The organism is Rivularia sp. PCC 7116 (assembly GCF_000316665.1).
Classification (GTDB): Bacteria; Cyanobacteriota; Cyanobacteriia; order Cyanobacteriales; family Nostocaceae; genus Rivularia.
This window is the reverse complement of record NC_019678.1, coordinates 5,195,606-5,219,450: the sequence shown is the minus strand read 5'-3', so window position 1 is coordinate 5,219,450 and position 23,845 is coordinate 5,195,606. Positions and strand designations below refer to the sequence as shown.

Annotated in this window: 20 protein-coding genes; 15 read left to right on the top strand and 5 right to left on the bottom strand. The window is 38.4% G+C overall.

Features of this window, described 5'->3' with window-relative positions:
- Positions 1 to 481: 481 nt before the first annotated feature.
- The gene (locus tag RIV7116_RS20155) at positions 482 to 1,678 is read left to right on the top strand and encodes a HAMP domain-containing sensor histidine kinase (protein WP_015120157.1); all 1,197 of its coding nucleotides are present in this window, start codon (positions 482 to 484) and stop codon (positions 1,676 to 1,678) included.
- Between the two features lie 37 nt (positions 1,679 to 1,715).
- Here RIV7116_RS20155 and rnc read toward each other — a convergent pair whose 3' ends face one another.
- Positions 1,716 to 2,438 carry a ribonuclease III gene (gene rnc / locus RIV7116_RS20150; RefSeq protein ID WP_015120156.1) on the bottom strand — a complete coding sequence of 241 codons (723 nt, stop codon included), beginning with the start codon at positions 2,436 to 2,438 and terminating at the stop codon, positions 1,716 to 1,718.
- Positions 2,439 to 2,691: 253 nt separating this feature from the next.
- Here rnc and bchD point away from each other — a divergent pair, with 253 nt between their 5' ends.
- Together bchD and RIV7116_RS20140 are read left to right on the top strand one after the other, a co-directional pair.
- Positions 2,692 to 4,728 (top strand): magnesium chelatase ATPase subunit D, encoded by a 2,037-nt coding sequence (gene bchD / locus RIV7116_RS20145; protein WP_015120155.1) that lies wholly within the window; start codon positions 2,692 to 2,694, stop codon positions 4,726 to 4,728.
- A gap of 155 nt (positions 4,729 to 4,883) precedes the next feature.
- Positions 4,884 to 5,417, top strand: coding sequence for a pentapeptide repeat-containing protein (locus RIV7116_RS20140; RefSeq protein ID WP_015120154.1), 534 nt, complete (start codon positions 4,884 to 4,886; stop codon positions 5,415 to 5,417).
- 361 nt (positions 5,418 to 5,778) lie between these two features.
- Here RIV7116_RS20140 and RIV7116_RS20135 read toward each other — a convergent pair whose 3' ends face one another.
- Both RIV7116_RS20135 and RIV7116_RS20130 read right to left on the bottom strand, forming a co-directional pair.
- The gene (locus RIV7116_RS20135) at positions 5,779 to 6,078 is read right to left on the bottom strand and encodes a transposase (protein ID WP_015120153.1); all 300 of its coding nucleotides are present in this window, start codon (positions 6,076 to 6,078) and stop codon (positions 5,779 to 5,781) included.
- A gap of 360 nt (positions 6,079 to 6,438) precedes the next feature.
- Positions 6,439 to 7,053 carry a pentapeptide repeat-containing protein gene (locus RIV7116_RS20130; protein WP_015120152.1) on the bottom strand — a complete coding sequence of 205 codons (615 nt, stop codon included), beginning with the start codon at positions 7,051 to 7,053 and terminating at the stop codon, positions 6,439 to 6,441.
- 357 nt (positions 7,054 to 7,410) lie between these two features.
- Here RIV7116_RS20130 and dusA point away from each other — a divergent pair, with 357 nt between their 5' ends.
- Entirely contained in the window at positions 7,411 to 8,373 is a 963-nt protein-coding gene (gene dusA, locus RIV7116_RS20125; RefSeq protein WP_015120151.1) for a tRNA dihydrouridine(20/20a) synthase DusA, read from the top strand.
- A 224-nt stretch (positions 8,374 to 8,597) separates the two neighbouring features.
- Positions 8,598 to 10,232 (top strand): alpha-D-glucose phosphate-specific phosphoglucomutase, encoded by a 1,635-nt coding sequence (locus RIV7116_RS20120; protein ID WP_015120150.1) that lies wholly within the window; start codon positions 8,598 to 8,600, stop codon positions 10,230 to 10,232.
- Between the two features lie 300 nt (positions 10,233 to 10,532).
- Here the strand turns inward: RIV7116_RS20120 and RIV7116_RS20115 are convergent, their stop codons facing one another.
- Positions 10,533 to 11,321, bottom strand: coding sequence for an RNA polymerase sigma factor SigF (locus tag RIV7116_RS20115; protein WP_015120148.1), 789 nt, complete (start codon positions 11,319 to 11,321; stop codon positions 10,533 to 10,535).
- A gap of 345 nt (positions 11,322 to 11,666) precedes the next feature.
- Here RIV7116_RS20115 and RIV7116_RS20110 point away from each other — a divergent pair, with 345 nt between their 5' ends.
- From RIV7116_RS20110 to RIV7116_RS20075, 9 genes are all read left to right on the top strand, one after another.
- Positions 11,667 to 12,401, top strand: a complete 735-nt coding sequence (locus RIV7116_RS20110) for a Bax inhibitor-1 family protein (protein ID WP_015120147.1) — start codon at positions 11,667 to 11,669, stop codon at positions 12,399 to 12,401.
- 347 nt (positions 12,402 to 12,748) lie between these two features.
- Positions 12,749 to 13,756, top strand: a complete 1,008-nt coding sequence (locus tag RIV7116_RS20105) for a PCRF domain-containing protein (protein ID WP_371261656.1) — start codon at positions 12,749 to 12,751, stop codon at positions 13,754 to 13,756.
- 231 nt (positions 13,757 to 13,987) lie between these two features.
- Positions 13,988 to 15,104, top strand: a protein-coding gene (gene prfB / locus RIV7116_RS20100; RefSeq protein ID WP_157229306.1) for a peptide chain release factor 2 whose coding sequence is annotated in 2 segments (ribosomal slippage) — positions 13,988 to 14,059 and positions 14,061 to 15,104 — 1,116 coding nt in all. Because the reading frame shifts where the segments join, the coding sequence is not laid out codon by codon here.
- A gap of 222 nt (positions 15,105 to 15,326) precedes the next feature.
- Positions 15,327 to 15,482: a DUF3285 domain-containing protein gene (locus RIV7116_RS35060; protein ID WP_015120146.1), complete on the top strand. Its 156-nt coding sequence runs from the start codon at positions 15,327 to 15,329 to the stop codon at positions 15,480 to 15,482.
- Between the two features lie 14 nt (positions 15,483 to 15,496).
- A complete protein-coding gene (gene ybeY / locus RIV7116_RS20095; protein WP_015120145.1) occupies positions 15,497 to 16,039 on the top strand; it encodes an rRNA maturation RNase YbeY in 543 nt (180 codons plus the stop codon).
- A 142-nt stretch (positions 16,040 to 16,181) separates the two neighbouring features.
- Entirely contained in the window at positions 16,182 to 16,637 is a 456-nt protein-coding gene (locus RIV7116_RS20090) for a diacylglycerol kinase (protein ID WP_044291066.1), read from the top strand.
- A gap of 75 nt (positions 16,638 to 16,712) precedes the next feature.
- Complete coding sequence (locus RIV7116_RS20085; protein ID WP_015120143.1) at positions 16,713 to 17,315, top strand: aminodeoxychorismate/anthranilate synthase component II; 603 nt, start codon at positions 16,713 to 16,715, stop codon at positions 17,313 to 17,315.
- The gene (locus tag RIV7116_RS20080) at positions 17,312 to 18,082 is read left to right on the top strand and encodes an MBL fold metallo-hydrolase (protein ID WP_015120142.1); all 771 of its coding nucleotides are present in this window, start codon (positions 17,312 to 17,314) and stop codon (positions 18,080 to 18,082) included. The genes RIV7116_RS20085 and RIV7116_RS20080 overlap by 4 nt, the downstream gene beginning before the upstream one ends.
- 439 nt (positions 18,083 to 18,521) lie before the next feature.
- A complete protein-coding gene (locus tag RIV7116_RS20075; RefSeq protein ID WP_015120141.1) occupies positions 18,522 to 18,815 on the top strand; it encodes a hypothetical protein in 294 nt (97 codons plus the stop codon).
- Positions 18,816 to 18,884: 69 nt separating this feature from the next.
- On the opposite strand, the gene RIV7116_RS20070 is transcribed toward RIV7116_RS20075, so the two are convergent.
- Positions 18,885 to 20,162 (bottom strand): family 10 glycosylhydrolase, encoded by a 1,278-nt coding sequence (locus RIV7116_RS20070; protein WP_015120140.1) that lies wholly within the window; start codon positions 20,160 to 20,162, stop codon positions 18,885 to 18,887.
- A 508-nt stretch (positions 20,163 to 20,670) separates the two neighbouring features.
- On the opposite strand from RIV7116_RS20070, the gene RIV7116_RS20065 reads away from it, so the two are divergent.
- Positions 20,671 to 23,775, top strand: coding sequence for a WGR domain-containing protein (locus RIV7116_RS20065; RefSeq protein WP_015120138.1), 3,105 nt, complete (start codon positions 20,671 to 20,673; stop codon positions 23,773 to 23,775).
- Positions 23,776 to 23,845 lie beyond the last annotated feature (70 nt).

Genomic DNA, 23,845 nt, shown 5'->3' with positions numbered 1-23,845 from the left:
TTTTACTATAAACAACACAAGTAATATTAACTAGGATTATCGAACAATTTCAATATTCCTTAATTACGTATTAATCTGGATAAACTTTTATTTATTTTGCAATAAATGTTGCCCTATATACTTGCTATAAATTGAATCCTGAATTTATAGGTACTTCATTTATTGTTACAAATGTATTACCGAACAAGTAGACTACTGAAAATCAGTTAATTATATTTTTGAAAAGTTAAAATTATAATTTAATAAATACAAGCATTATCTCTTGATTTATTTATATTAATTAATGCAACAATATTGAAAATCAGTTTTTATTATTAGACTTTTCAAATAGCATCTCAACATAGTATTTATAATAAAAATCACGAAGTAATAATATATTTTGTAAAGAGATATATAGATAAATACGATAGGAAAATACTGTCATAACTCAATTACAATAAAAAGAAATAAAATCAAAATTTACGAATCGTTACTTGATTGCATGAAGAACTTTAGTCAATCGCTTGTAGACAATAAAGAGAAAATTATAGAAAGATGGCTGAACAAAGTTTGTGAAGACAGTCGAATTGAAAGCACTTATGGTTTATCTCGACCGGCTATAATAAATCATCTAGACCATGTGCTTACAGCATTAGCTATTATCCTTGCTCAAGATAAAAAAGATAATTTTGAGACGGTAGTAGAAGCAAGCTTAAATCATGGAATTCTCCGAGCAGAACAAGGTTTTGACGCTTCAGAAATTGCGCGGGAGTACCACTTATTTCGCCAAATCATATTTTCAACTATCGAAGATTGCCTACTGCAAGCAACAGCAGCAGAGATAATGCAAACCATACGTTCCATCGATAGCGTAGTAGACGAAGCAATAGCTCGATGTTTTCAAAGCTATACAGAGCAAAGAATCGAAGAATTAGAAAACTTACAAAATCAATTAGCTCTGCACAATCAAGAATTGACTCGCTTCGCTCGTACATCTCAAGACAATTTATCTTATTTAGCCCACGAAATCAAAACTCCTTTAACATCAATTATTGGCTATTCAGATTTATTTTTACGGATACAAAAACAGAAATCTGAAATCAAAAGCACCTATGGAAATTTAGAGCATATTGAGCAGGTATTAACCAGTGGTAGAAAACTGTTACGCTTGATTAATAACGCATTAGAAATTTCTCGTTTAGAAACAGGAGAAACAAAATTAAAATTAGAACTAATTAATCCACGTGAATTAATCGAAGAAGTGGTTCATATGTTGGAACCTTCTTTAGGAAAGAAAAATATTAATATTAGAGTTGATTCTCAAAAATCTCCTCAAACAGTAATTACGGATTCACTCAAACTACAGCAAATCATTACCAATCTTCTAAGTAATGCAATTCGCTATACCGAATCGGGAGAAATTGAAATTAATTGCGAAACTATAGATGAAAGCAGATGGAAGATTGTAGTTGCAGATACAGGAATAGGTATTTCTGAAGAAGATTTACTCAATATTTTTAATCCTTACTACCGTGTAGCTCCTAATAGTACATCTTGTGTAATAGATGGTACTGGCTTAGGTTTAGCAATAGTTTCACAACTGATTACAATAATTCAAGGCGAAATTAGAGTAGACTCTGAATTGGGGAATGGTTCAACTTTTACCGTTATTTTACCATTGCAAATACAGAATAAATAGAAACAACGAGTTCTATATCTAATACCCAATTTTTTGCTTAAATAAAACCCTCTTCCTCTAAATTAAGCAAAGCATTTTTAGCCGCTGTTTTTTTCGCTCCTTTTGTATTTTTTCCCCTACCTTCTCCGTATTTTTTATTATCTACAAACACTTCAGCCAGGAATTCGGGAGCATGAGGCACACCACCCGTTTTTGCGATCGTATATTTGGGAAGATTGGGTGGGTTTTGCGGAATATGACGTTGCACCCATACTTGAAACTGGTTTATTGGATCTAGATTAGAACGAGATTCAACTATTTCTTCAGGAACTGAATCAAATAACGGTTCAACAACCTTTCGCAGTGCTTCAATATTGGAATTATTGTCAAGATAATAAGCAGCAATCACAGCTTCAAAAGTGCTGCTAAGTAAATTTGGATTTTCATATCCTCCTTCACGGATAGCACCTTTACCCAAACGCATTTTTTTATCTAAACCAACTTCCAAAGCAAACCTTGACAATTGCTTTTCATCTACTAATGCAGAGCGTCTGCGGGTTAATTCATCTTCTCCAATTTTTGGGTGACGACGGTAAAGGTAATCTCCACTTAAATAAGTTAATAAAGCATCGCCTAAAAACTCCAAACGTTCATTATTATGCCCTTCACTGGGGTTTTCATTCACGTAAGAACGATGAGTTAGCGCGTTAAGCAAAAGCGAATTATCGTGAAAGTTTTCGTTTTGGATAATTTCTACTAATTTCTCTTGTTTGGAAATCATTACTATTGATTTAGGAGACAATAATTATAAAATTTACTTCTGATATTGTTCTGCAATTTTTTGTTATATGCAGATATGCACAAATTATTGTAACTAAACTTTATTTTATACTGCTGAGTATTTAAAGTCACATCTGGTTCGCATTTTGCACCATTTGCAAAACCGCTTTGGTTTGAATTTCGCGTCCAGAAATTTTGAATTATATCAATCTGGTTTGGTAAGCTATAAAGTTAGACTAACTATTATATAAAAAATGGCTGCATCCACTGTTAATTCTAGTTTTACTACCTTTCCCTTAACCGCTGTAGTTGGTCAAGAAGCGATTAAATTAGCTTTACTATTGGCAGCTGTCGATCCAGAATTGGGGGGAGTAGCGATCGCCGGACGTAGAGGAACGGCAAAGTCAGTGATGGCGAGGGCTATCCACGCTTTACTACCGCCGATTGAAGTTGTCAAAGATTCTATTAGTAACTGCAATCCCGATAATCCAGAAGAATGGGATGATGATTTATTATCTAGAGGCGTTAAATCTACAGAAGATGTAGAAACCGAAATTATCCCCGCGCCATTTTTACAAATACCTTTAGGAGTCACCGAAGATAGACTTTTGGGTTCGGTGGATGTAGAAAAATCTGTGAAGCAAGGGGATACGGTATTTCAACCGGGTTTACTCGCAGCAGCAAATCGCGGCGTGCTGTATGTAGATGAAATCAATCTTTTAGATGAGCAGATTAGCAATCAACTTTTAAGCGTACTATCTGAAGGGCGCAATCAAATCGAACGGGAAGGAATCAGTTTTCAACATCCTTGCAAACCGTTATTTATCGCTACCTACAATCCTGAAGAAGGAGATTTACGCGAACATTTATTAGACAGAATTGCCATTTCCCTTTCCGCAGACGGCATTTTAGGATTAGACGATAGAGTCCAAGCAGTAGAGCAAGCAATTGCTTATTCTCGCTCTCCTCAAGAATTTCTCCAGCAGTACAACGATGATATTGACTCGATAAAAACTCAAATTGTTTTGGCTAGGGAATGGTTGAAAGAAGTTACCATCAGCGAAGAACAAATTACTTACCTAGTTGAAGAAGCAATTCGTGGTGTAGTACAAGGACATCGTGCCGAATTATTTGCGGTACGGGTAGCAAAAGCATCCGCAGCCCTCGACGGACGCAATCAAGTTAACCCCGAAGACTTGCGTCGTGCAGTGGAGTTAGTTATAGTACCCCGCGCAACCGTAATTCAAACACCACCCGAAGAAGAACAGCAGCCACCACCGCCACCACCACAACAAAGCCAAGAAGAACCAGAAGACGAATCCGAACAAGAGCAAGAAGAGCAGGAAGAGCAAGAAGAAGACGATTCTAACCAAGAAGAACAGGAGCCACCAGGTATTCCCGAAGAATTCATCTTCGATCCAGAAGGTGTAATCTTAGATGAAAGCGTGCTTTACTTTGCTCAAACAGCCCAGCGTCAAGGAAACTCCGGAAGTCGCGGTTTAATATTTTCCGATGACAGGGGACGCTACATCAAGCCAATGCTACCCAAAGGAAAAGTTCGTCGCATTGCCGTAGATGCCACCTTACGAGCCGCAGCACCATATCAAAAAGCACGACGACAACGAAATCCCGGTAGAAACGTCATCGTAGAGCAAGGGGATATTCGTGCAAAAAGATTGGCGAGGAAAGCCGGAGCATTAGTAATATTCGTAGTAGACGCTTCCGGTTCAATGGCACTTAACCGAATGCAGTCAGCCAAAGGAGCGGTAATGCAATTATTAACAGAAGCATATCAAAACCGCGACCAAGTAGCCTTAATTCCCTTCCGAGGAGAACAAGCAGAAGTAATGTTACCACCCACACGTTCCATTACATTAGCTCGTACCCGCTTAGAAAAAATGCCTTGCGGTGGCGGTTCACCCTTAGCCCACGGTTTAACCCAAGCCGCCCACGTCGGTTTAAACGCCCAAAGAAGCGGCGACATCGGACAAGTAGTCATAGTAGCCATCACCGACGGACGCGGTAACATACCATTATCTCGTTCGTTGGGAGAACCCCAAGAGCCAGGAGAAAAGCCAGATATCAAAGGGGAATTATTAGAAGTAGCCGCTAAAATCCGCGCTTTAGGAATTCAATTGTTAGTAATCGACACCGAAAGTAAATTCGTTTCTACGGGATTTGCGAAAGAGTTAGCTAAGAACGCTGGAGGTAAATATTATCATTTGCCCAAAGCTACAGATAAAGCCATTGCAGCAATGACGAAAGGTGCGATCGCAGATTTAAGAATGTGATGAATTGGGAATCAATATTCGTTCGTAGTTGCGCTTTAGCGCCAAATATGTAGCATAAGTTTGTAGTTTGTAGGTTGGGTTAAGCGCACGAAGAGTTATAGTTATATACCCGAAATTTGATTGCGCCGTAACCCAACATTTTCAAGAGGTAAGTTATGACTGCTGAGGAGTTGTTAGAAAGGTATGAGAAGGGAGAGAGGGATTTTAGTGGGATTGATTTGAATGGAGTTAATTTGCGAGGCGCTTACTTGACTGACATCTGCTTGCGTGATGCTAATCTGAGCAATGCTAATCTACGGTTCGTTAATTTTCACGGTGCCAAATTGGATCGAATCAATCTTAGTGGAGCTGATTTGAGGGATGCTGTTCTTGAACTTGTTCGGATGGAAAAAGTTAATCTCACTCATGCCAACTTGAATTGTGTTGCCATGAGTGATGCCGTAGTTGCCGGTTCCGATTTCAGCTATGCTGACTTGTGTCTTACGACTCTCCACGATAGCTATATGGCGGAAGTCAATTTGACAGGAGCCAACTTGAGTGGTGCTTTTATGAACCAAACTGGTTTGAGAAGAGCTAACTTGACTGGGTGTCGTTTCCGGAAAGCTCGTTTTATGGATGTCGGTTGGCGTGATGCTATTTTCTGTGATACTGTTATGCCCGATGGTTCTGTTAGAAATGACAGTTGCTAATGAGTTCGTAGGTTGGGTTGAGGAACGAAACCCAACATAATCTAGAAAACTCAGCGAAATAATTCAAATCAAAATAAATATTAAACATCCATCAAAACAACTCGTTTCATCCATAAATCTATGTTGGATAATTTATATAAAATCAAAACATTGATGTTGGGTTACGACGCAATCTCAATCAATTCGTTAATAATTCAATCTTTTCGTGCGTCTAACCCAACCTACAATTAAACAACGCGCTTCACTTAAAATCTATGTTGGATAATTCATTATTAAATCAAAATACCGATGTTGGGTTACGACGCTATTTCAATCACTGGTTAATAATTAAATATTGTCGTGCGTCTAACCCAACCTACAATTATTCATTCCCTACCCAATCGGGAAATTCTAATTCTACTTCTGCACCCCAATCAATATCATAAATGCCTCGTTTAACATCGCAGTCATTATCATTTGGTGGTAAAGTCCAAATACAGTGCAAATGTTCGGGTAAAATCGCGATCGCGTCAATTGTAAAAGGGTGCTGCTTGATTACCCGTTTGAATATCTTTCTTAGCAATACAATATTTTCTTCATTACACAAAAATTTGCGGCGATTCTGAGTGACAACCGTAAAAAAGAAAGTACCTCCTTCTATTTTTGCTCTACAGTATTCCATTTATTTGATGAGATAAATAAAATACCATTATATTAAGTATTATTTGAATTGTATTTGTTGTATTTGTAGGTTGGGTTGAAGGTCATGAAACCCAACATCCACCATGTCAACAAAAATCTAGCCGGGTAATTCATATTAAATCAAAACGCTGATGTTGGGTTACGACGCAATATCAATTACTGGTTAATCATTAAATCTTGTCGTGCGTCTAACCCAACCTACCACTTACTATGTCTGGTAATTGCATATCAAATCAAAACACCGATGTTGGGTTACGACGCAATTTCAATTATTTGTTAATCATTAAATCTTGTCGTGCGTCTAACCCAACCTACCATTCAACAATGCCCTATGCCCAATTCAATCTTCAAAAATCGCCCCTCGCAACTCCAATTCAACCTTCATCCGATTAGAAATACCTGTATTCCATCCGAATCGAGCATTATCAACTGTAGCGCCAGAAAAATCTGTATTAGAGAGATTTGCACCTAGCAAATGAGCATTGCTGAGATTAGCATTGTTCAAAACAGCATAACTAAGATTCGTACCTAACAAATGAGCATTGCTGAGGTTAGCTTCTCGCAAATCGGCTCCTCTGAGAATGCTACCGCTTAAAATAGCTTCTTGTAAGTTAGCTTTTTGTAAATCGGTACGGCGCAAAATTGCCAGACAGAAATTAGCACCTTTTAGATTTGCTCCTCGAAGCACAGCAAGACTCAGATTTGTATTACTAAAGTCAAAACCTTCTAAATTATTATTGTTTTTTAAACTGCAACTTAAATGGTTTTCCCTTAAACCAGCATCCATCAACTGAGCTTCATTTAAACGTATATAACTCAAATCCGTACCGCTTAAATCAACACCATTTAAATTAATATCCGTAAATTCTCTGTCTACCGTAGCATTATGCTCGTCAATCTTGTTAATATTAGATGCCCTAAACACAAATGGTAGTTGATTGTCAACTGTATTCATTCGAGTATTTCTGTATGAGTGCCTCTAATAGCTTTATCTCCAAGTCATGCTAAACCACTCTTATGGTAGACAGTTTGCTTGCTGTCTCAAAAAAAATGGTAAGTAATTATTAGATAATGGAAAGTGAATAAGACTAATTTCTATAGCTGGCAAGACTTTCAACCATAGCCAAAACCTTTAGGCAAACAAAACAATCGCCTAAATCTTTATCGAGCTTAGTAGACAATTTTATAATCGTCACAATAGGCAAATTTAAGCTCTTGTAAGCCAATTTTCAGTTATCAATTAACAGTTATTCGATAATTATAATAATTATACTTATAACTCCTAATTCCTAACTCCTAACTCTTTTTACTTATGCCCAATCCCTTAAGCATCGCTCCAATGATGGATAGAACAGACCGTCATTACCGCTATTTTATGCGTAAAATTACCAGTCGCACTTTGCTTTATACCGAAATGGTGACAAGTGCGGCAATTATGCATGGGGATAAAGAGCATTTATTAGGCTTCTCTGAGGAAGAAAAGCCTCTGTCGCTGCAAGTAGGGGGCGATAATCCTGTAGATTTAGCAGAATGCGCTCGTATTGCTGAAGGTATGGGTTATGACGAAATTAATTTGAATGTGGGTTGTCCTAGCAGTCGGGTACAAAGCGGTAATTTTGGTGCTTGTTTGATGGTTCAACCGCAACAGGTAGCCGATTGTATAGCAGCAATGATTAATGCTACAAAAATTCCTGTTACCGTCAAGCATCGTATCGGAGTTGATGATTTAGACAGTTACGAGGACATGGTAAATTTTGTTAAAGTTGTTTCTCAAACTGGATGCGAGCGCTTCACCGTTCATGCTCGTAAAGCTTGGTTACAGGGCTTGAGTCCCAAAGAAAACCGCGATGTTCCACCTTTGAGATATGACGACGTGCATCGCTTGAAACAAGATTTTCCTCATTTATTTATTGAAATCAACGGTGGATTTAAAAATTTAGTTCAGGTACAGCAACACTTACAGTCAGTTGATGCGGTGATGATTGGGCGTGCGGCTTACGATAATCCCTACCTTTTCGCTACCGTAGACAAGGATTTTTATACTGAATCAGCACCGTTTTTTAACAGACATGAAGTTGTAGAAAATATGTATGATTACATAGATAAATGGACGGAAAAAGGCTTGAAGCTGAATAAAATTACCAGACATATGCTGCAACTATTCGCTGGAAAACCTGGTAGTCGTGCATGGAAACAGCATATTTCAGAAAATTCGTGTCGTTTCGGAGTTGGTTCGGAAGTCCTGCGGGAAGCTTTGGCGAAAGTACCGGGGTGAGGAAGGATGGGGAGATGGTAAGCCATTGCGTTGCGGAGGAACACGCACCGTTGTAGCAAATGGCGCAACCCGAAGGGGGGGGAGGGGGAAGAGGGGGTAGAAGGGGTAGAAATAATATTCATAACTCCTAACTCCTAACTATTTATTCACCTTTAACCTTTAACCTTTAACCTTTGACCTCTTGGCTGGTACTTTAATTAGTATTGGCACTTACAAATTTATAAATGAATATCCGCACTGTTTCAACTAAGCCATTCGACGACCAAAAACCGGGTACTTCTGGTTTACGGAAGAAGGTTAAGGTTTTTCAAGAACCTAATTATTTAGAAAATTTTGTTCAATCAATTTTTGACAGTCTTGAAGGTTATCAAGGACAAACTTTGGTTGTCGGTGGCGATGGTCGTTTTTATAACCGCGAAGCTATCCAAATTATTCTTAAAATGGCAGTGGCCAATGGTTTTGGCAGAGTATTGGTAGGTGAAAACGGTATTTTATCTACTCCTGCTGTTTCCTGCATTATCCGCAAATATAAAGCTTTTGGTGGAATTATTCTTTCTGCTAGTCATAATCCAGCAGGCCCCGATGAAGATTTTGGCATTAAGTACAATACCGATAATGGTGGTCCCGCACCGGAAAAGATTACTGAAGCTATCTTCAATCGTAGTAAAACCATTGATGGTTACAAGATTTTAGAAGCAGACGATGTCGATTTAGGAAAATTAGGAAGCTTTGAACTCGGTTCGATGGCGGTTCAAGTTATCGATTCGGTAGACGATTATGTGGAGTTGATGCAGTCGCTGTTTGATTTTGACAGCATTCGTCAACTGTTAACTTCTGGAGATTTCCGCATGTGTATGGATTCCCTACATGCAGTCACAGGACCTTACGCTTATGCTTTATTCGAGCAACGTTTGGGCGCACCCGAAGGAACCGTGCGTAGCGGAAAGCCTTTAGAAGACTTCGGCGGTGGACATCCAGATCCGAATTTAGTTTATGCTCATGAACTAGTTGATATTTTATTTGGAGACAACGCTCCAGACTTCGGTGCTGCTTCCGATGGAGACGGCGATCGCAACATGATTTTGGGTCGCAATTTCTTCGTAACTCCCAGCGATAGTTTGGCGGTGTTAGCAGCAAATGCCAAGCTTGTACCGGGTTACAGTTCGGGATTGGCTGGTGTAGCGCGTTCGATGCCTACTTCTGCGGCTGTTGATAGAGTAGCAGCCCAGATGGGGATTGATTGTTATGAAACTCCGACGGGTTGGAAATTCTTCGGCAACCTTTTAGATGCTGGTAAAGCGACTCTTTGCGGTGAAGAAAGCTTTGGTACTGGTTCCAACCATGTGCGGGAAAAAGATGGACTTTGGGCTGTTCTATTTTGGTTGAATATCTTAGCTTCCCGAAAGCAGTCAGTTGAAGAAATTGTCAAAGAACACTGGAAAACCTACGGACGTAATTACTATTCCCGACATGATTACGAAGCAGTAGATAAAGACAAAGCCAATACCTTAATGGAAAATCTGCGTTCTTCGTTATCGTCAATGAAGGGCAAGCAGTTCGGTAGCTATACAGTAGAATATGCCGATGATTTTAGTTATACAGACCCCGTAGATGGTAGTGTCAGTCAAAAGCAGGGAATCAGAATTGGTTTTACCGATGGCTCCAGAATTGTATTTCGACTTTCCGGTACGGGTACTCAAGGAGCAACGCTGAGAGTTTACCTCGAAAGCTATGAGCCAGATAGTACAAAACACAACCTCGATCCCCAAGAAGGATTAGCAGAATTAATTAACCTCGCCGACCAAATAGCCCAGATTAAAGCCAACACTGGACGCGATAAGCCCACTGTCATTACTTAATTATTAAGTAAAAGTTGAGCATAGGAAGATGAGGAACAAAGGGACAAAGGGACAAAGGGAGTTCAACTTTAACCTTTGACCTTTGACCTTTAACCTAAAATATTTAATTTAGTTAAAAACTTCAAAATCTGTTGTCGATGTTGGGGAAGATGTAAAGCCTTCGTGCAATTGGCACGCGACTAATTTCGTTAACTTATATACAGCTTTAATAAATGACAAAATTCTGAGGTGCAATAAAATTTTCATGGCTATATCAACAGCCATGTTCAAACCGATAAATTTTGTGACATTTTCGACCTATCATGTGACCGTAGCTACTGCTTGCGGTTGTTGCATTAAACCCATTAAATCATCAATTCCTTTCTGCAAATACCGCGTTACTGTCATTGGGCTAGTACCAATTTTTTTAGCTGCATCTTTGCGAGAAAATTCTTTCAAAAATACTAATTCAACAGCCATCCGGGGCTTGTCTTCTAACATTCCCATAGCCCCATGAAGTTGTTGGCGTTCTTCTTCTAAATGCTGTTGAGCCGCAGTTTGGGGACAAGGTAACGCTTCACCTAATGTGATTTGACAATCAATGTAGTTAACCACTGTTGCATCTAGGCTTAAAGGCATTCTATTTTGAACAGCTAACTTGGTTTCTTGCCATTCTTGTACCGATACTTTAAGTTCGCGAGCAATTTCTAAATCTTTGGGTTGTCTTCCTAAGATATGTGCTAATTCTTTACGTATTTTTTGACCTTCGTTGTACAGTTCTTGCCAACGACGGGGTATTTTCAATAAAGTACTACGGTCTCGTAAGAAGTGCAGCATTTCACCCCGAATATAAGGGACAGCAAAGGAACTAAATGCATATCCTTGAGTGGGATCGAAACGTTCAATTGCTCTTATTAAACCGAAGTAACCAATTTGTTCTAAATCTTCATAAGGTTCGTTACATTGATGACTAAATTTATGAGCCATTTTTCGCACTAAACCACTATGCAATTTTACGAGTCTGTTACGAAGTTTAATCGAAGGATTCTGGTGATATAGACATAATAATTCCATACCATCAGACCGGAGAGAGGACTGAATTACTGCCATATAATTTCCTTTAGGGACTCTTTTTCCTTTAAAAAACCGAGCCGAGTAAAGTTTTATCAAAGCTGTAATTATTTTCCTTGCGAATCCTTTTTCACACCATTCGTTGTTCTACTGAATTTACAAGGAGTCAGACCCCTTGCATACGTATTTGTACGCATTTTATTAATGTTCATTAATTTGTTTGTATGTCAAGACAAATAACTATCATTGGCTTGAAACTTTGACTGGACTAACTTTTGCATTTATTAAATTGTTCTTAAAAGAACCATCCACTCGTCAGGATTCAAATAAATTGCGTAAAAATAGAAGAAAGAGCAATATCTCAATTAAGAACTTGTTGTAAATATGAGTAATACGAGCAATTTCCGAAACGCCATTCGTGACGCAAAAAATCAAGCCCTTGTGGGACCTAATGTAATTGCTAACGCACTACCCTATGTCGGTGGTGGGTTAGTACTTACTGCTTTGGGAACTTACGGTGGACTTGGTGTTATCCGCAATAATCCTCAACTGTTTTATCCCACTTTTTTCGGAGCGTTAATCGTTTCTCTAATTTTATTTTTCGTCGCTCAAAATGTAGCTTCTAAAGGTAATAAGCAAGTTGCATTACCTCTACTAGCAGCCTACAGCCTCTTATCTGGGTATACCCTTAGCGGATTAGTATTTGTCGCGTTGAGAACTCAAGGAGTAGGCATTGAAGGTATTGGTATTGCCGCTCTCGGTTGTGGAGTCACCTTTATCGCAGCCCGTCAAATCGGTTCAAACCTTTCCGACTCTGACGGTATGGCTTTAACCAAAACCGTCCGCTTGGGTGTAATTGCCTTAATTGCAGTGATGATTCTGCAACTAGGACTTTCCTTATTTGGCGTATATACCCCCGGTTGGTTGGAAATAGGTATCTCTGGCTTGGGCGTATGTTTATTCGCTGGTGCTGCGGTAGTTGACTTCTACGTACTACCTCGTACCTATCAAGATGACGAATATTTACCCGCAGCATTATCGATGTACCTTACCTACATCAATTTATTCGTCTTCATCTTACGTCTTTTAATTGCCATTAGCGGCGGCGGAAGAGACTAAGAAAATTTAAGAAAATTGGGCATAGGGCATGGGGATAGTTAGGAATTAAAAAGTAATTGACTTATCAGGTAGGCTTCCAGCCTGCCTTTTTTTTGTCACAATTTGCAAATAAATATTGTAGGGTGCGCGACGGCTACGATAAATGATCGAAGCACAACGAGATAAATTGAAAGTGCCGTCACGCACCATCCATTATGAAACTCTAACTTTTAACCTTTGACCTGTATTTGTACTACAATACATAACGTGTCCTTAAAAAAATAAAATAATGCTGGCACTATCACGAGTAAAACAAGAAATCGAAATGTTATCTAAGTTCCTCAGCCAACCCCAAGACTGTCTTTGACATTCATAAAATAAGAGCAAGAGTTCGGAATTTAGAAAAGCAACTCATCACAGCTGAATTCTGGCAAGACACTCTAATTGCTCAAAACTCCCTTCAAGAATTATCTGATTTAATATTCCGCGAGCAAGAAGAATACCGAGAATGGCAGACTTGTTTAAACGATGCCAAAGCAGCTTTACAGCTTCTGGAATCGGAATCTGACGAACAGTTAGAACAAGAATTGCGAACTACATATGAATTTTTAAGCAGCAAACTCAAACATGTTGAGATTCTAAATCTTTTGAATCAACCTTTTGATGATAAAGGAGCATTTGTTACTATTACTGCTTGCGATCGCAATATAGATTGCCAAGATTGGGTAGAAATGCTCCAACGAATGTACGCCCACTGGTGCGATAATCATGACTGCAAGCTTCGGTTTTTGGATGAATCCATAGGAGAATTTTGCGGATTTAACTATGTGACTTTGGAAATTTCTGGTAAATATGCTTACGGATATCTAAAATCCGAACAAGGAATTCATCAGCTAAAGCGAATTTCACCTTTTCGCAAAAAGCCTGCAATCAAAACTAGTTTTGCAAAGTTAGAAGTTGCGCCGATTGTGGATGAGTCGATGGATTTTGAGATTCCACAACGGGATTTGGAAGTTCTCAGAGGCAAACATACTTATATGCGCGGGCCAAGTCCATTAGCAAAAGTAACTCATATTCCTACCGGTATTTCCGTCACATCTACTGAAAAGCGTAATCACTTAGCTAATCTGGAAAAAGCTTTAGTTTGTGTCAAAAGCAAATTATTCGCACTAATGCAAATTCAAGGTGTTGCACTTAAGGATGTCAAAAAGCCATCCCCGAAAACTACACTCGATAACCCAATCCGCGAATACATCTTTCATCCTTACCAAAAAGTCAAAGATTCACGTACCAACGTAGAAACGGTTGAGATTGAGGAAGTGATGAAAGGGAATCTGGATTTGTTTACCAAAGCCTATCTCAAACAAATGCATTAATTTTCGGGTGTGTACGCAGATGATAAATTTCCAAACACAACGGAATAAATCGAAATTGCCGTCACGCACCATCTGTAATTAATATCCAATGCCCAATGCCCAATGCCCAATTCTCAATTCTCAATTCACTTTTTAAAACGAGAAAAATTTCCAGACAATCGCTAGAATCAAAAAGGAATATAAAATACACACAGATTCTAGAAGCATCAAAGCTAACAAATAGAAACAAATATGGAAGTTCTAGAAATCAAACGCGAAATCGAAACGTTATCTAATCGCCTGGGTAAAACTCAGGACTATCTTTGACTTACCCGCACTCAAAGCTAAAATTCAAGATTTAGAACAAATCGCAGCGCAGCCAGAGTTTTGGGAAGATCAAAATAAGGCTCAAGATACGATGCAAGAGCTTAACGAACTCAAAGAACATTTGCAGCAGTATCATGACTGGCATTCTAGCTTAGAGGATACCAAGGCAGTTGTCGAACTTTTGGAATCCGAAACTGACGAGTCCCTACTTAGCGAAGCTGTATCTAACGTTACAGTTCTCAACCGCGAACTCGACCAGTGGGAGTTGCAGCAGTTACTTTCTGGTCCCTACGATAGTAAAGGCGCTTTACTTACTATTACAGCCGGTGCTGGCGGTACTGATGCTCAAGACTGGGCGGAAATGATGCTGCGAATGTATACCCGTTGGGGAGAAAGTCACGGCTACAAAGTTGCTATCACCGATAAATCAGACGGAGATGAAGCTGGTATAAAATCGGTAACGCTGGAAATTACGGGACGCTATGCCTACGGCTATTTACGTTCGGAAATGGGCACCCATCGCTTGGTAAGGATTTCTCCTTTCAACGCCAACGGTAAGCGACAAACTAGTTTTGCAGGCGTGGAAATCATGCCGCAGATAGATGACAATGTAGAGTTAGATATCCCCGACAAGGATTTAGAAATTACTACATCTAGGGCTGGCGGTAAAGGCGGACAAAACGTTAACAAAGTAGAAACCGCTGTACGAATTGTGCATATTCCAACAAATATCGCCGTGCGATGTACTGAAGAACGTTCGCAATTACAAAACAAAGAAAAAGCCCTCGCTCGTCTGAAAGCCAAGCTGTTGGTTGTGGCTCAAGAACAGCACGCCCAAGAAATCGCTGAAATTCGCGGCGATATGGTAGAAGCAAGCTGGGGAAACCAAATACGTAACTACGTATTCCATCCTTACCAGATGGTGAAAGACTTGCGTACCAACATCGAAACAACGGCTATAACTGACGTAATGAATGGAGAATTAGATTCCTTCATTCAAGCTTATCTAAGGCAGGAAAACCAAGTAACTGAGAATGGGTAATGGGTAATGGGTAATGGGGCATTGGGCATTGGGCATTGGGCATTGGGCAAAAAGAATTATTAACTTTTAACTCTTAGCTTTTCACTGTTCCTAATTAACTATTACCAATTACCCATTACCAATTACCAATTACCAATTCCGAAATTCATAGAAAATGCCAAATTGGCGCTCCATATCTCAACAATTTGTTACATTAGTAGAAGAGTTTGTTATGGAATCATTATGAGCGATTCTTCTACCAAGGAAGATAAACCTAGTTATACTAAACTGGCTATGCGGAATATGGTGCAAAAGGGTGGCACCTCGCTAAAACATTTTGCACTTACTACTGTTGGACTGCTCGCTGTTTTGGTTGGTCTTGCTTATCTAACTCGTTAACGAGGGGAGATAAAGTGGATAAACAGCTTTGTGTTGAGGTTTACGTGCAGGATAATTTTTATCAATCTTCTCCAACAGAGCCTGTGGAGAATGACGATGAGAACTTGCCTATTGGTGTAAAAACTTGGGAAAACTGGTTTTGTAAGTGGATGCATATGATGCAATGCGATATTCAGGCATCCTCTGCTTACGAAATTGGGCTACGCTTGACTAATGATTCAGAAATTCAAACCCTGAATTATCAATACCGCAATCAAGATAAGCCCACAGATGTTTTGGCTTTTGCGGCTTTAGAAGTAGATTCTCCACATGTAACAGAAATGGAAACCGAGGATGAACCTTTATACCTTGGCGATATCATAGTTTCTGTTGATACTGCTCAAAGGCAAGCTATACAACAAAAACATTCATTAAAAACAGAACTTGCTTGGCTGTCATCTCACGGTTTCCTACATTTAATAGGCTGGGATCATCCTGATGAAGAAAGTTTACAGCGAATGCTAGAAAAGCAAGTAATGCTACTGAAGACATTAAGTATTGAGGTAGACATAGAATAGATACGTTTATCAACTAGTTTAATCCTGCCTTCAAGTTGTCTTTTTAAAATATTTCTGTAGAAAATTATCAAAAGTTGATTCGACCTTTAAAATTCTGGAAAAACTTCTATCCTACAATTGGAGCAATCATACTTTTATGCCTATGTCCCAGCAAATTTCATCTTCACCCAAAACAAACCGTTTAGAAACCGTAGTGTCTAAACAAAGAGATTTATCTTGGGCAGTTGCCTCCAACTTGTTTGTCAGTTTTAAATATGCTTGGGCTGGAATTACCTATGCTTTCCAAACTCAGCGTAATTTTCGCATTCACGTATCTGTTTGCGCTTTGGCAATTGGTTTGAGCGTTTTTTTACATCTGAAGCCGGTAGAAGTAGCAGTAATCGCAGTTACTAGCGGCTTAGTTTTAGCTTTGGAACTGTTAAATACTGCTGTTGAATCTGTTGTTGATTTGACTGTCGAGCAAAAGTATCATGAATTAGCGAAAATTGCTAAAGACTGTGCTGCTGGTGCGGTATTAGTATCGGCTTTGGTCGCATTATTAGTTGCTGCTATGCTTATATTGCCTCCTTTGTTCGAGTTGATTCTATCGTCTCTGTGAATTTTGTGGTTTACTTTAGCTAACACAGTCGGACAAGTTTGGCATAGCTAGATAAAACTTGGGGGTTTAATCGCTGTGCTGATAGTCATAGATAACTACGACAGCTTTACCTATAATTTGGTACAATATTTAGGGGAATTAGCTGTAAACTTTTCTGTTGCAAAACAGATTAAAGTGTTTCGTAACAATAAGATATCTTTAGGTGACATCCGGGCATTGAAGCCGGATGGTATAGTAATATCTCCGGGTCCTGGAAAACCGGAAGATGCAGGAATTTCTTTAAAATTAATAGAAGAATTAGGTGCAGATTATCCAATTTTGGGCGTATGTTTGGGGCATCAAAGTATAGGTCAGGTGTTTGGTGGTAAGATAGTTTCTGCTCCAGAGTTGATGCACGGTAAAACTTCAGAAGTTTTTCATGCAGGGGTAGGAGTTTTTCGGGGATTAGATAATCCGATGACCGCAACCAGGTATCATAGTTTGGTAATAGAGCGAGATACAATTCCGGATACGTTGGAAATTACTGCCTGGGTTGAAGATGGAACAATTATGGGAGTACGACACAGGAACTTTCCTCACATAGAAGGTGTCCAATTTCATCCAGAGAGTATCCTGACGAATTCGGGAAAGCAATTATTGCAAAACTTTCTAGAAAAATTACCTTTGATAAGTAAATGAAACGACGACAGTTGATGGGCTACGCTGGAGCGGGGTTAGCAGGTGCGTTGTTTGCTAACTTAGGTTCTGGGTTGCGAGTAAATGCCCAATCTGGTGGCTCGCTATCAATTAAATGGTTGGGGCATACTAGCTTTTTGTTTACGGGTGGCGGCACAACAATTTTAGTAAACCCTTTTCGTACTATAGGCTGTACTGCTGGCTATCGTCCACCCAAGGTTACTGCTGATTTAGTATTAATTAGCAGTCAACTTTTAGATGAAGGTGCGGTGGAGGGTTTACCCGGAAGCCCTAAATTAATGTATCAACCGGGGGTTTACCAGTTTAAAGGAATTAAGTTTCAAGGCATAGCGATAGATCACGATCGCATTGGTGGAAAACGTTTTGGAATAAATACAGCTTGGCAGTGGAAGCAAGCAGGAGTTAATATCTTGCATTTAGGAGGAGCTGCTGCACCTATTTCATTAGAGCAGAAAATTTTGATGGGTCGTCCTGACGTGCTATTAGTACCTGTAGGTGGTAGTGCTAAGGCTTATAATGCTGAGGAAGCCAGAAAAGCAATTCAGATTCTGAATCCTAAGTTGGTAGTTCCTACTCATTATCGTACCCAAGCTGCTGACAACGATAATTGTGATATTGCACCTTTAGATGATTTTCTAAATGTAATGGGTGGAATGAAGGTACGCCGTAGTAACAGCGATACTATTAGCGTAAGCCCTGGTAAAATACCAGAAAATAGCACAATTCAGGTTTTTAGCTACAACTTTTAAAACAGATTTATAAGTTTTTTTAGAGCAGGCTTTCTAGTCTGCTTTTTGGCGTTGCTGAATCCGGGTATGAATTTATTTTTTCCTTCATAGTGATGCCCCCTAAATCCCCCAAAAATAGGGGACTTTCAATTATCTTCTTCCCCCATAATTGGGGGTTAGGGGCAATTCATACTTTTAATCAGCAACGCCTGCTTTTTAAATTCATGAAGAGATTAATATGCAAATTAAAGATATGAGCGTCAAAGAACTCAAAAGTCTAATCAAAGAAACCTTTGAGGAAGCTGTCTTATGAATTTTTTGCCGATGCTGGTAAAGAAGTTAGATCTGAATAAAGCTATATCAATTCGTTGTGATTCACAAATAATTATTTGAGAAAGGTAAAAAGAACCGGGATTGTAACGAAAAATGATAAAATCCCTAAAAAGGATTGCACTGAAAAATGGCAAACGAGCAAAAAGTATTTTCAATTTTGAAAGAAGCAAAGAAACAAGATTTAGTTAAACCTTCTGAAATAACCAATCCGTGTTTTGTTTCTTATATAAATACTGCAAATCATATACTTTTAGAAATTAAAAAAAAATCTGATAATAAACTGAGTACGGAAGAAATAATCAAAGGTACGGGATTAAATAGTAATACCTGTAAAATTTATTTACGGACTTTAGAGAAATTGAACTTTATTAATAGAGCTAAAGATAAAGAATCAAAAGCACTAATGTGGGAATTGAATTAAAAAAACAGGTTCGTAGTTGCGCTTTAGCGCCAAAAACTTTAGCGCTAAAGCGCAACTACGAACTTATATCTATTTCGATATCAATTTATTTAGTTCAGCAGCCGTTTCTCTAGGCTTCCCAGCAATGGGAAATACTAAAATACTCTTAATCTCTTTATTCTTAACTAATTCTTCTACACGATGAAACTGTCTGTCACTTATGGCAATTCCATCAACCTTTTTAGCGTAATTTAATTCATCTTGAAAACCTTTTTCGTTATATGCCTGAATAAAAATTCTATCAACCTTCCATTTTTGATAATCAGCAGCGAAATATCTTTTAGCCCAATAAGGATTATGATGACAAATATCAAAACTAACTGAAGGGTTTGCTTGCTTCATTGCAGTTATCATTTGCTGGGTAAATTTCGTTAATTTATCGGTGCGATTAACTTTACCTGGTAATTCTGCATGATAACCTAAATAATCATCCCATTGAACTGCATCAATTTTGGGATATTTTTGTACAAATTCGACTAAAATATCTTTAAAGAAATTCGCAACTTCAGGAATCTCAACATCAAGTACATAATGATCGATTCCAGCATAGGTTTTATCTATACCGGCAACAATCCATCTTTTCTCAACTGCTAAATCGAATATCGGACTATTCTTATCGATTTTTATTCCTTTTTCAAAATAAGCATGAACTTCCATTCCCTGTTTGTGGGCTTCATCAATTAACCAATCCAACCATTTATCTCGAAACAGATTGGGACAACTTTTAAAGCCGAGGGTTTTCTGCATGACTTCGCTTTTATACATGGTGCAAGCATTTCCCCAAACACCATGAATGATAGTATTAAATCCTTTACTCTTGTAGTAACGAACTCTTTGACGAATCATTTGCTCGCTAGCATTATTAGTAACTTGGTAGCGACTTAGATAAATTCCCCTAATTTCTTTTTTCTCCCAAGGTGTCTTAGGTACTGGTTTGGGTTTAATAGCAACTGCTTTTGTCTGAGTTTTGATTTCTGGAGATTGAGAAACTGTAGGAGCGGGAGTTACTTTTGGTATCGGTTTTGGAGAAGCAATTGGAGCCGGATTTGAAGGAAGTTTCTGAGTTGATTGTTTGGGATTTGAAGAAACAACTGGAGCCGGATTTGAAGGAAGTTTTGAATTATCCTGAGTAGGTTTTGCAGAAATAAAAGGAATATTTAATTGCTCGCTATCAGGAATAATTTTGCTGATACCTAAGTTATCTCTCTGAGTAAATAGCCAGATGCCACCTCCTAAAAACAGTACGATTACTGATATTGGAATATTTAAACATCCGCATCCGCTTGGCTCTTTCTTTTTACTCGACATAGTAATATTTATGATTCCCCGATAAAAACTCAGTTTAGTTAATTACTACAAATTTGACATTGGCAAATTCCGAAAAAGTAGGCGAAAATATATTTTTGATTATAGTGATTTGTGCTTTTTTAGACTTATAAATAAAAATTAGAATTGGAAAAAACCGCAGAGACAAGCCACTGCGTTGCGGAGGCTCCCTCCGTTGTAGCAAGTGGCGCGCAAAGAGCGCTGAGGGAAGAGTTAAACAGAGATAGTTTATCTACAATTTATTATCGAGGTGTAAACCAAAATTTATGAAATCAATTAAACGTACAACACTTAATGACTCAGCAAATCCTCAGAACATTTACGAGGTGAATCTATGGGAAATGGAGGAAGAAAAATATGAAGTGACTGGTATTAATCAGGTAGCTATTTGATAAACATTCTTAATTCATAATTCGTCACTCCCAACTCTTCAAAACTGGCGACTCCCGAAAAAGTATACGAAAATAAAACATCGGGTGAGAGGGAATATATGAAATTAATTAAACGCAAGACTCTTCATTATCAAAAAGATGCTTCTGATAAGGTATACGAAGTTGATTTATGCGAGGTTGCTGAAAATAAATATCTTGTCAATTTCCGTTATGGTAGACGCGGAGCTAATTTAAAGGAAGGTACGAAAACTACTCAACCTGTTGCTTTGACTAAGGCTGAGCAGGTTTTTGATAAGTTGGTGGCGGAGAAGACGAGGAAGGGATATGTTGATGTCTCGGCAAGTAGCGTTACTACCCCAACACAACCAGTAGCAACTGTTGATAACCCCAGAATTCAAGCGATTCTCAACCGTCTTGCAGATGATAAACCCAGTAGTTGGAAGTTGGAAAGGGCAATTTGGAAAGCGGGAGAGTTGAAGATAACAGAAGCAACTCCGTTGTTGATTGATTTGTTGGGTACTGGGGAAGATTTACGGGATTATTGTATTGCTTGGGCTTTGGGTTGGTGTTGTGAAAATTCCAACAATCAAGATGTGATTGGAGTGTTAACGAAGCTTTATCAAAGTGATGAAACAGCAGATTTTGTCAGCGGTATTGCTTTTGAAGCTACATTAAAAATTTGCGATGAGGTGAAGAAAGCACAATTACAAGCGGAAGCGATTAAATATTTACCGTCATTTTTTCAAGAGTTATTAAAACAAGATTCGTCTGATGATTTTACAACTGAGTTAAATGCTTATTTAGCAGATTGTGATTATGAAGATTTTGAAATTCTGGAAATCATATATGAAATTGATAATGAGATTGTACGCCCTGGATTAATTGATGTTATATCAAAAGCACCTTTCAAACCGAATTATTTTCAGCGGATTCGTCATATTTTTAAAGTCGCTGAATATCGTCTTGATGAAGAAGTTTTTGGGATTCTTGCTTATCGGTTTGAGAAAGAAAAAGAAAATTTTTGTCATGATTTATATAGGAGTTTAATACTCGATGATGGTGATTATTTACAGTCTAGTAGATGGAGTAATGACATAATAGAAGAACTTAAAAAGCCTAATTCTCGAATTGCTTATAGTAATAAAACTCGCGAGTATTTCCGTCGTCGTGTATGGAAGACTTTAGAAAAGTTGGGAAAAGAAAGCAATCCCGATTATATAAAATTGGCTGTTAGTGTTTTACTTCAATATTCCGAGAGAGATGGAATCAATAATTATTATCCAAATGCTTTCGCTTATTATTTAACTTTTAATCATATTCTCTACGAAAACAGTCCCCGATATACTTTATGGTATGGAAAATCATGGGGTTGGAAACGAGGCTATAAACCAAATAATCCTGAGCCTACAGTTAGAGAAGAAGCATTTCCTCAACTTTGGGAACAACAACCGGAAGCATTATTAAAGTTACTTGTAGAAAGCGAATGCAATCCCGTTCATCATTTCGCTGTTAAAGCATTACGAAGCTGTCATAAATTCCTGGCTTCTATTAATATAGATAACATTATCGAGCTTGTTAACAAACCTTATGAAATTACCGCACAATTTGGTTATAAATTAGCGTTAAAAAAATACGATTCTCAAAACCCAGATACTAATTTAATTCTTGCTCTTGCGAATTGTCTATCCAAACCTGCTAGAAAGCAAGCTCATAAATGGATTAAACAAAATCAAGGTAAATTTCTTAAAGACAGTAGCTTTATTGCGGGTTTAATTCTCAGCAATCAAAGCGAAACTCGTCAATTTGCAAAAACCTTTTTAGGTAAAGCAGTTATCAACGAATCTACTGCTCAAATTATTATCGGTAAAATCCTTGTTGAATTACTCTCTTTTCCCCTCCTTAACAAGGAGGGGTTAGGGGAGGTTAATTCCGAATTAATCAAAGAAGCCAGCGAAATTTTACTATTAACCTTCCCTTCTCAACTCCGCACCTTAAATTTAAACGTCATCAACGACTTACTAACCCATCCCATCGTTGAAATCCAAGAATTAGGAGCAAGAATTTTATTAAATCATGAAATTCCCGCCAAAGACTTACCCGCTCATATCATCGAATCGCTGCTAGCATCCGAAAACGAATCATTGCGAATCCTTGGTATCCGACTATTCGGACAACTACCCGATGATAAACTAATTAACGAAGAAAAAGAATTAATAATCGCGATCGCAATTAATCCTAACCCAGAAATCCGCAACGCTATCAAACCCGTCATCAATCGTTTAGCAGCAGCAAACCCCGATTTCACCGTTGATATCGCATCAGAATTCATTGAAATCTTACTGACAAAAGAAAAACACGAAGGTTTACACAGCTTCCTCGTCAATCTTTTAAAAGAATTACCGGGATGGATGACAAGCATTTCCCAAGAAACCACATTACAACTGCTCAAAACCAAAACATCCGCACCGCAAGAATTAGGAGGTTTGTTATTATCAGCCAATTATCAAACCTGGATAGAAGAATTTACCACCAGTGAAATCGTCAAACTCAGCAATCATGAAATTGCAGCAGTCAGAAACGCTTCCCAACAAATGCTATCCCAAATATTAAATCGTCTGCGAGCAGATTCTCAAGAAATGGTAGCAGCAGTGAGAATGTTAGAAGCAAAATGGCAAGACTCCCGCGATTTTGCATTTGAATTATTCACAACCGAATTCACAGAAAATGAATTTACCCCCGAAGTTTTAGTAACTATTTGTGATAGCGTGCGAGAAGAAGCAAGAAGACTCGGAAGAGATTTATTAACTAAAAACTTCCAAAGTTTAGACGGAGAAGAATACCTCTTAAAATTCAGCGAACATCCATCAGCAGATATGCAGTTATTTGCTACCAACTACCTCGAAACCTACGCCAAAGACGACACCGAAAAACTCCAACAGCTAGCACCATTTTTTATTAGTATATTATCTCGCGTCAATCGCGGCAGCATCGCCAAAAAACGGACATTTGAATTTCTTGAAGCAGAAGCCCAAAAAAGTGAAAAAGCTGCCAAAATAGTAGCAGCAATCATGACAAGACAATCAGTAACAATGGCAGTCGCCGATAAATCATCAGCCATACAAATCATGTTGAAAATTCATAAAAAATATCCACACTTAGCATTACCAATTGAAGTAAAACCAGTAGTAGAAGTCAGGAGTTAAACCTCACCCCGCCCTTACGGGCACCCCTCTCCTAAATAAACAGAGGGGGAAGGAAATTTTATCGTTACAA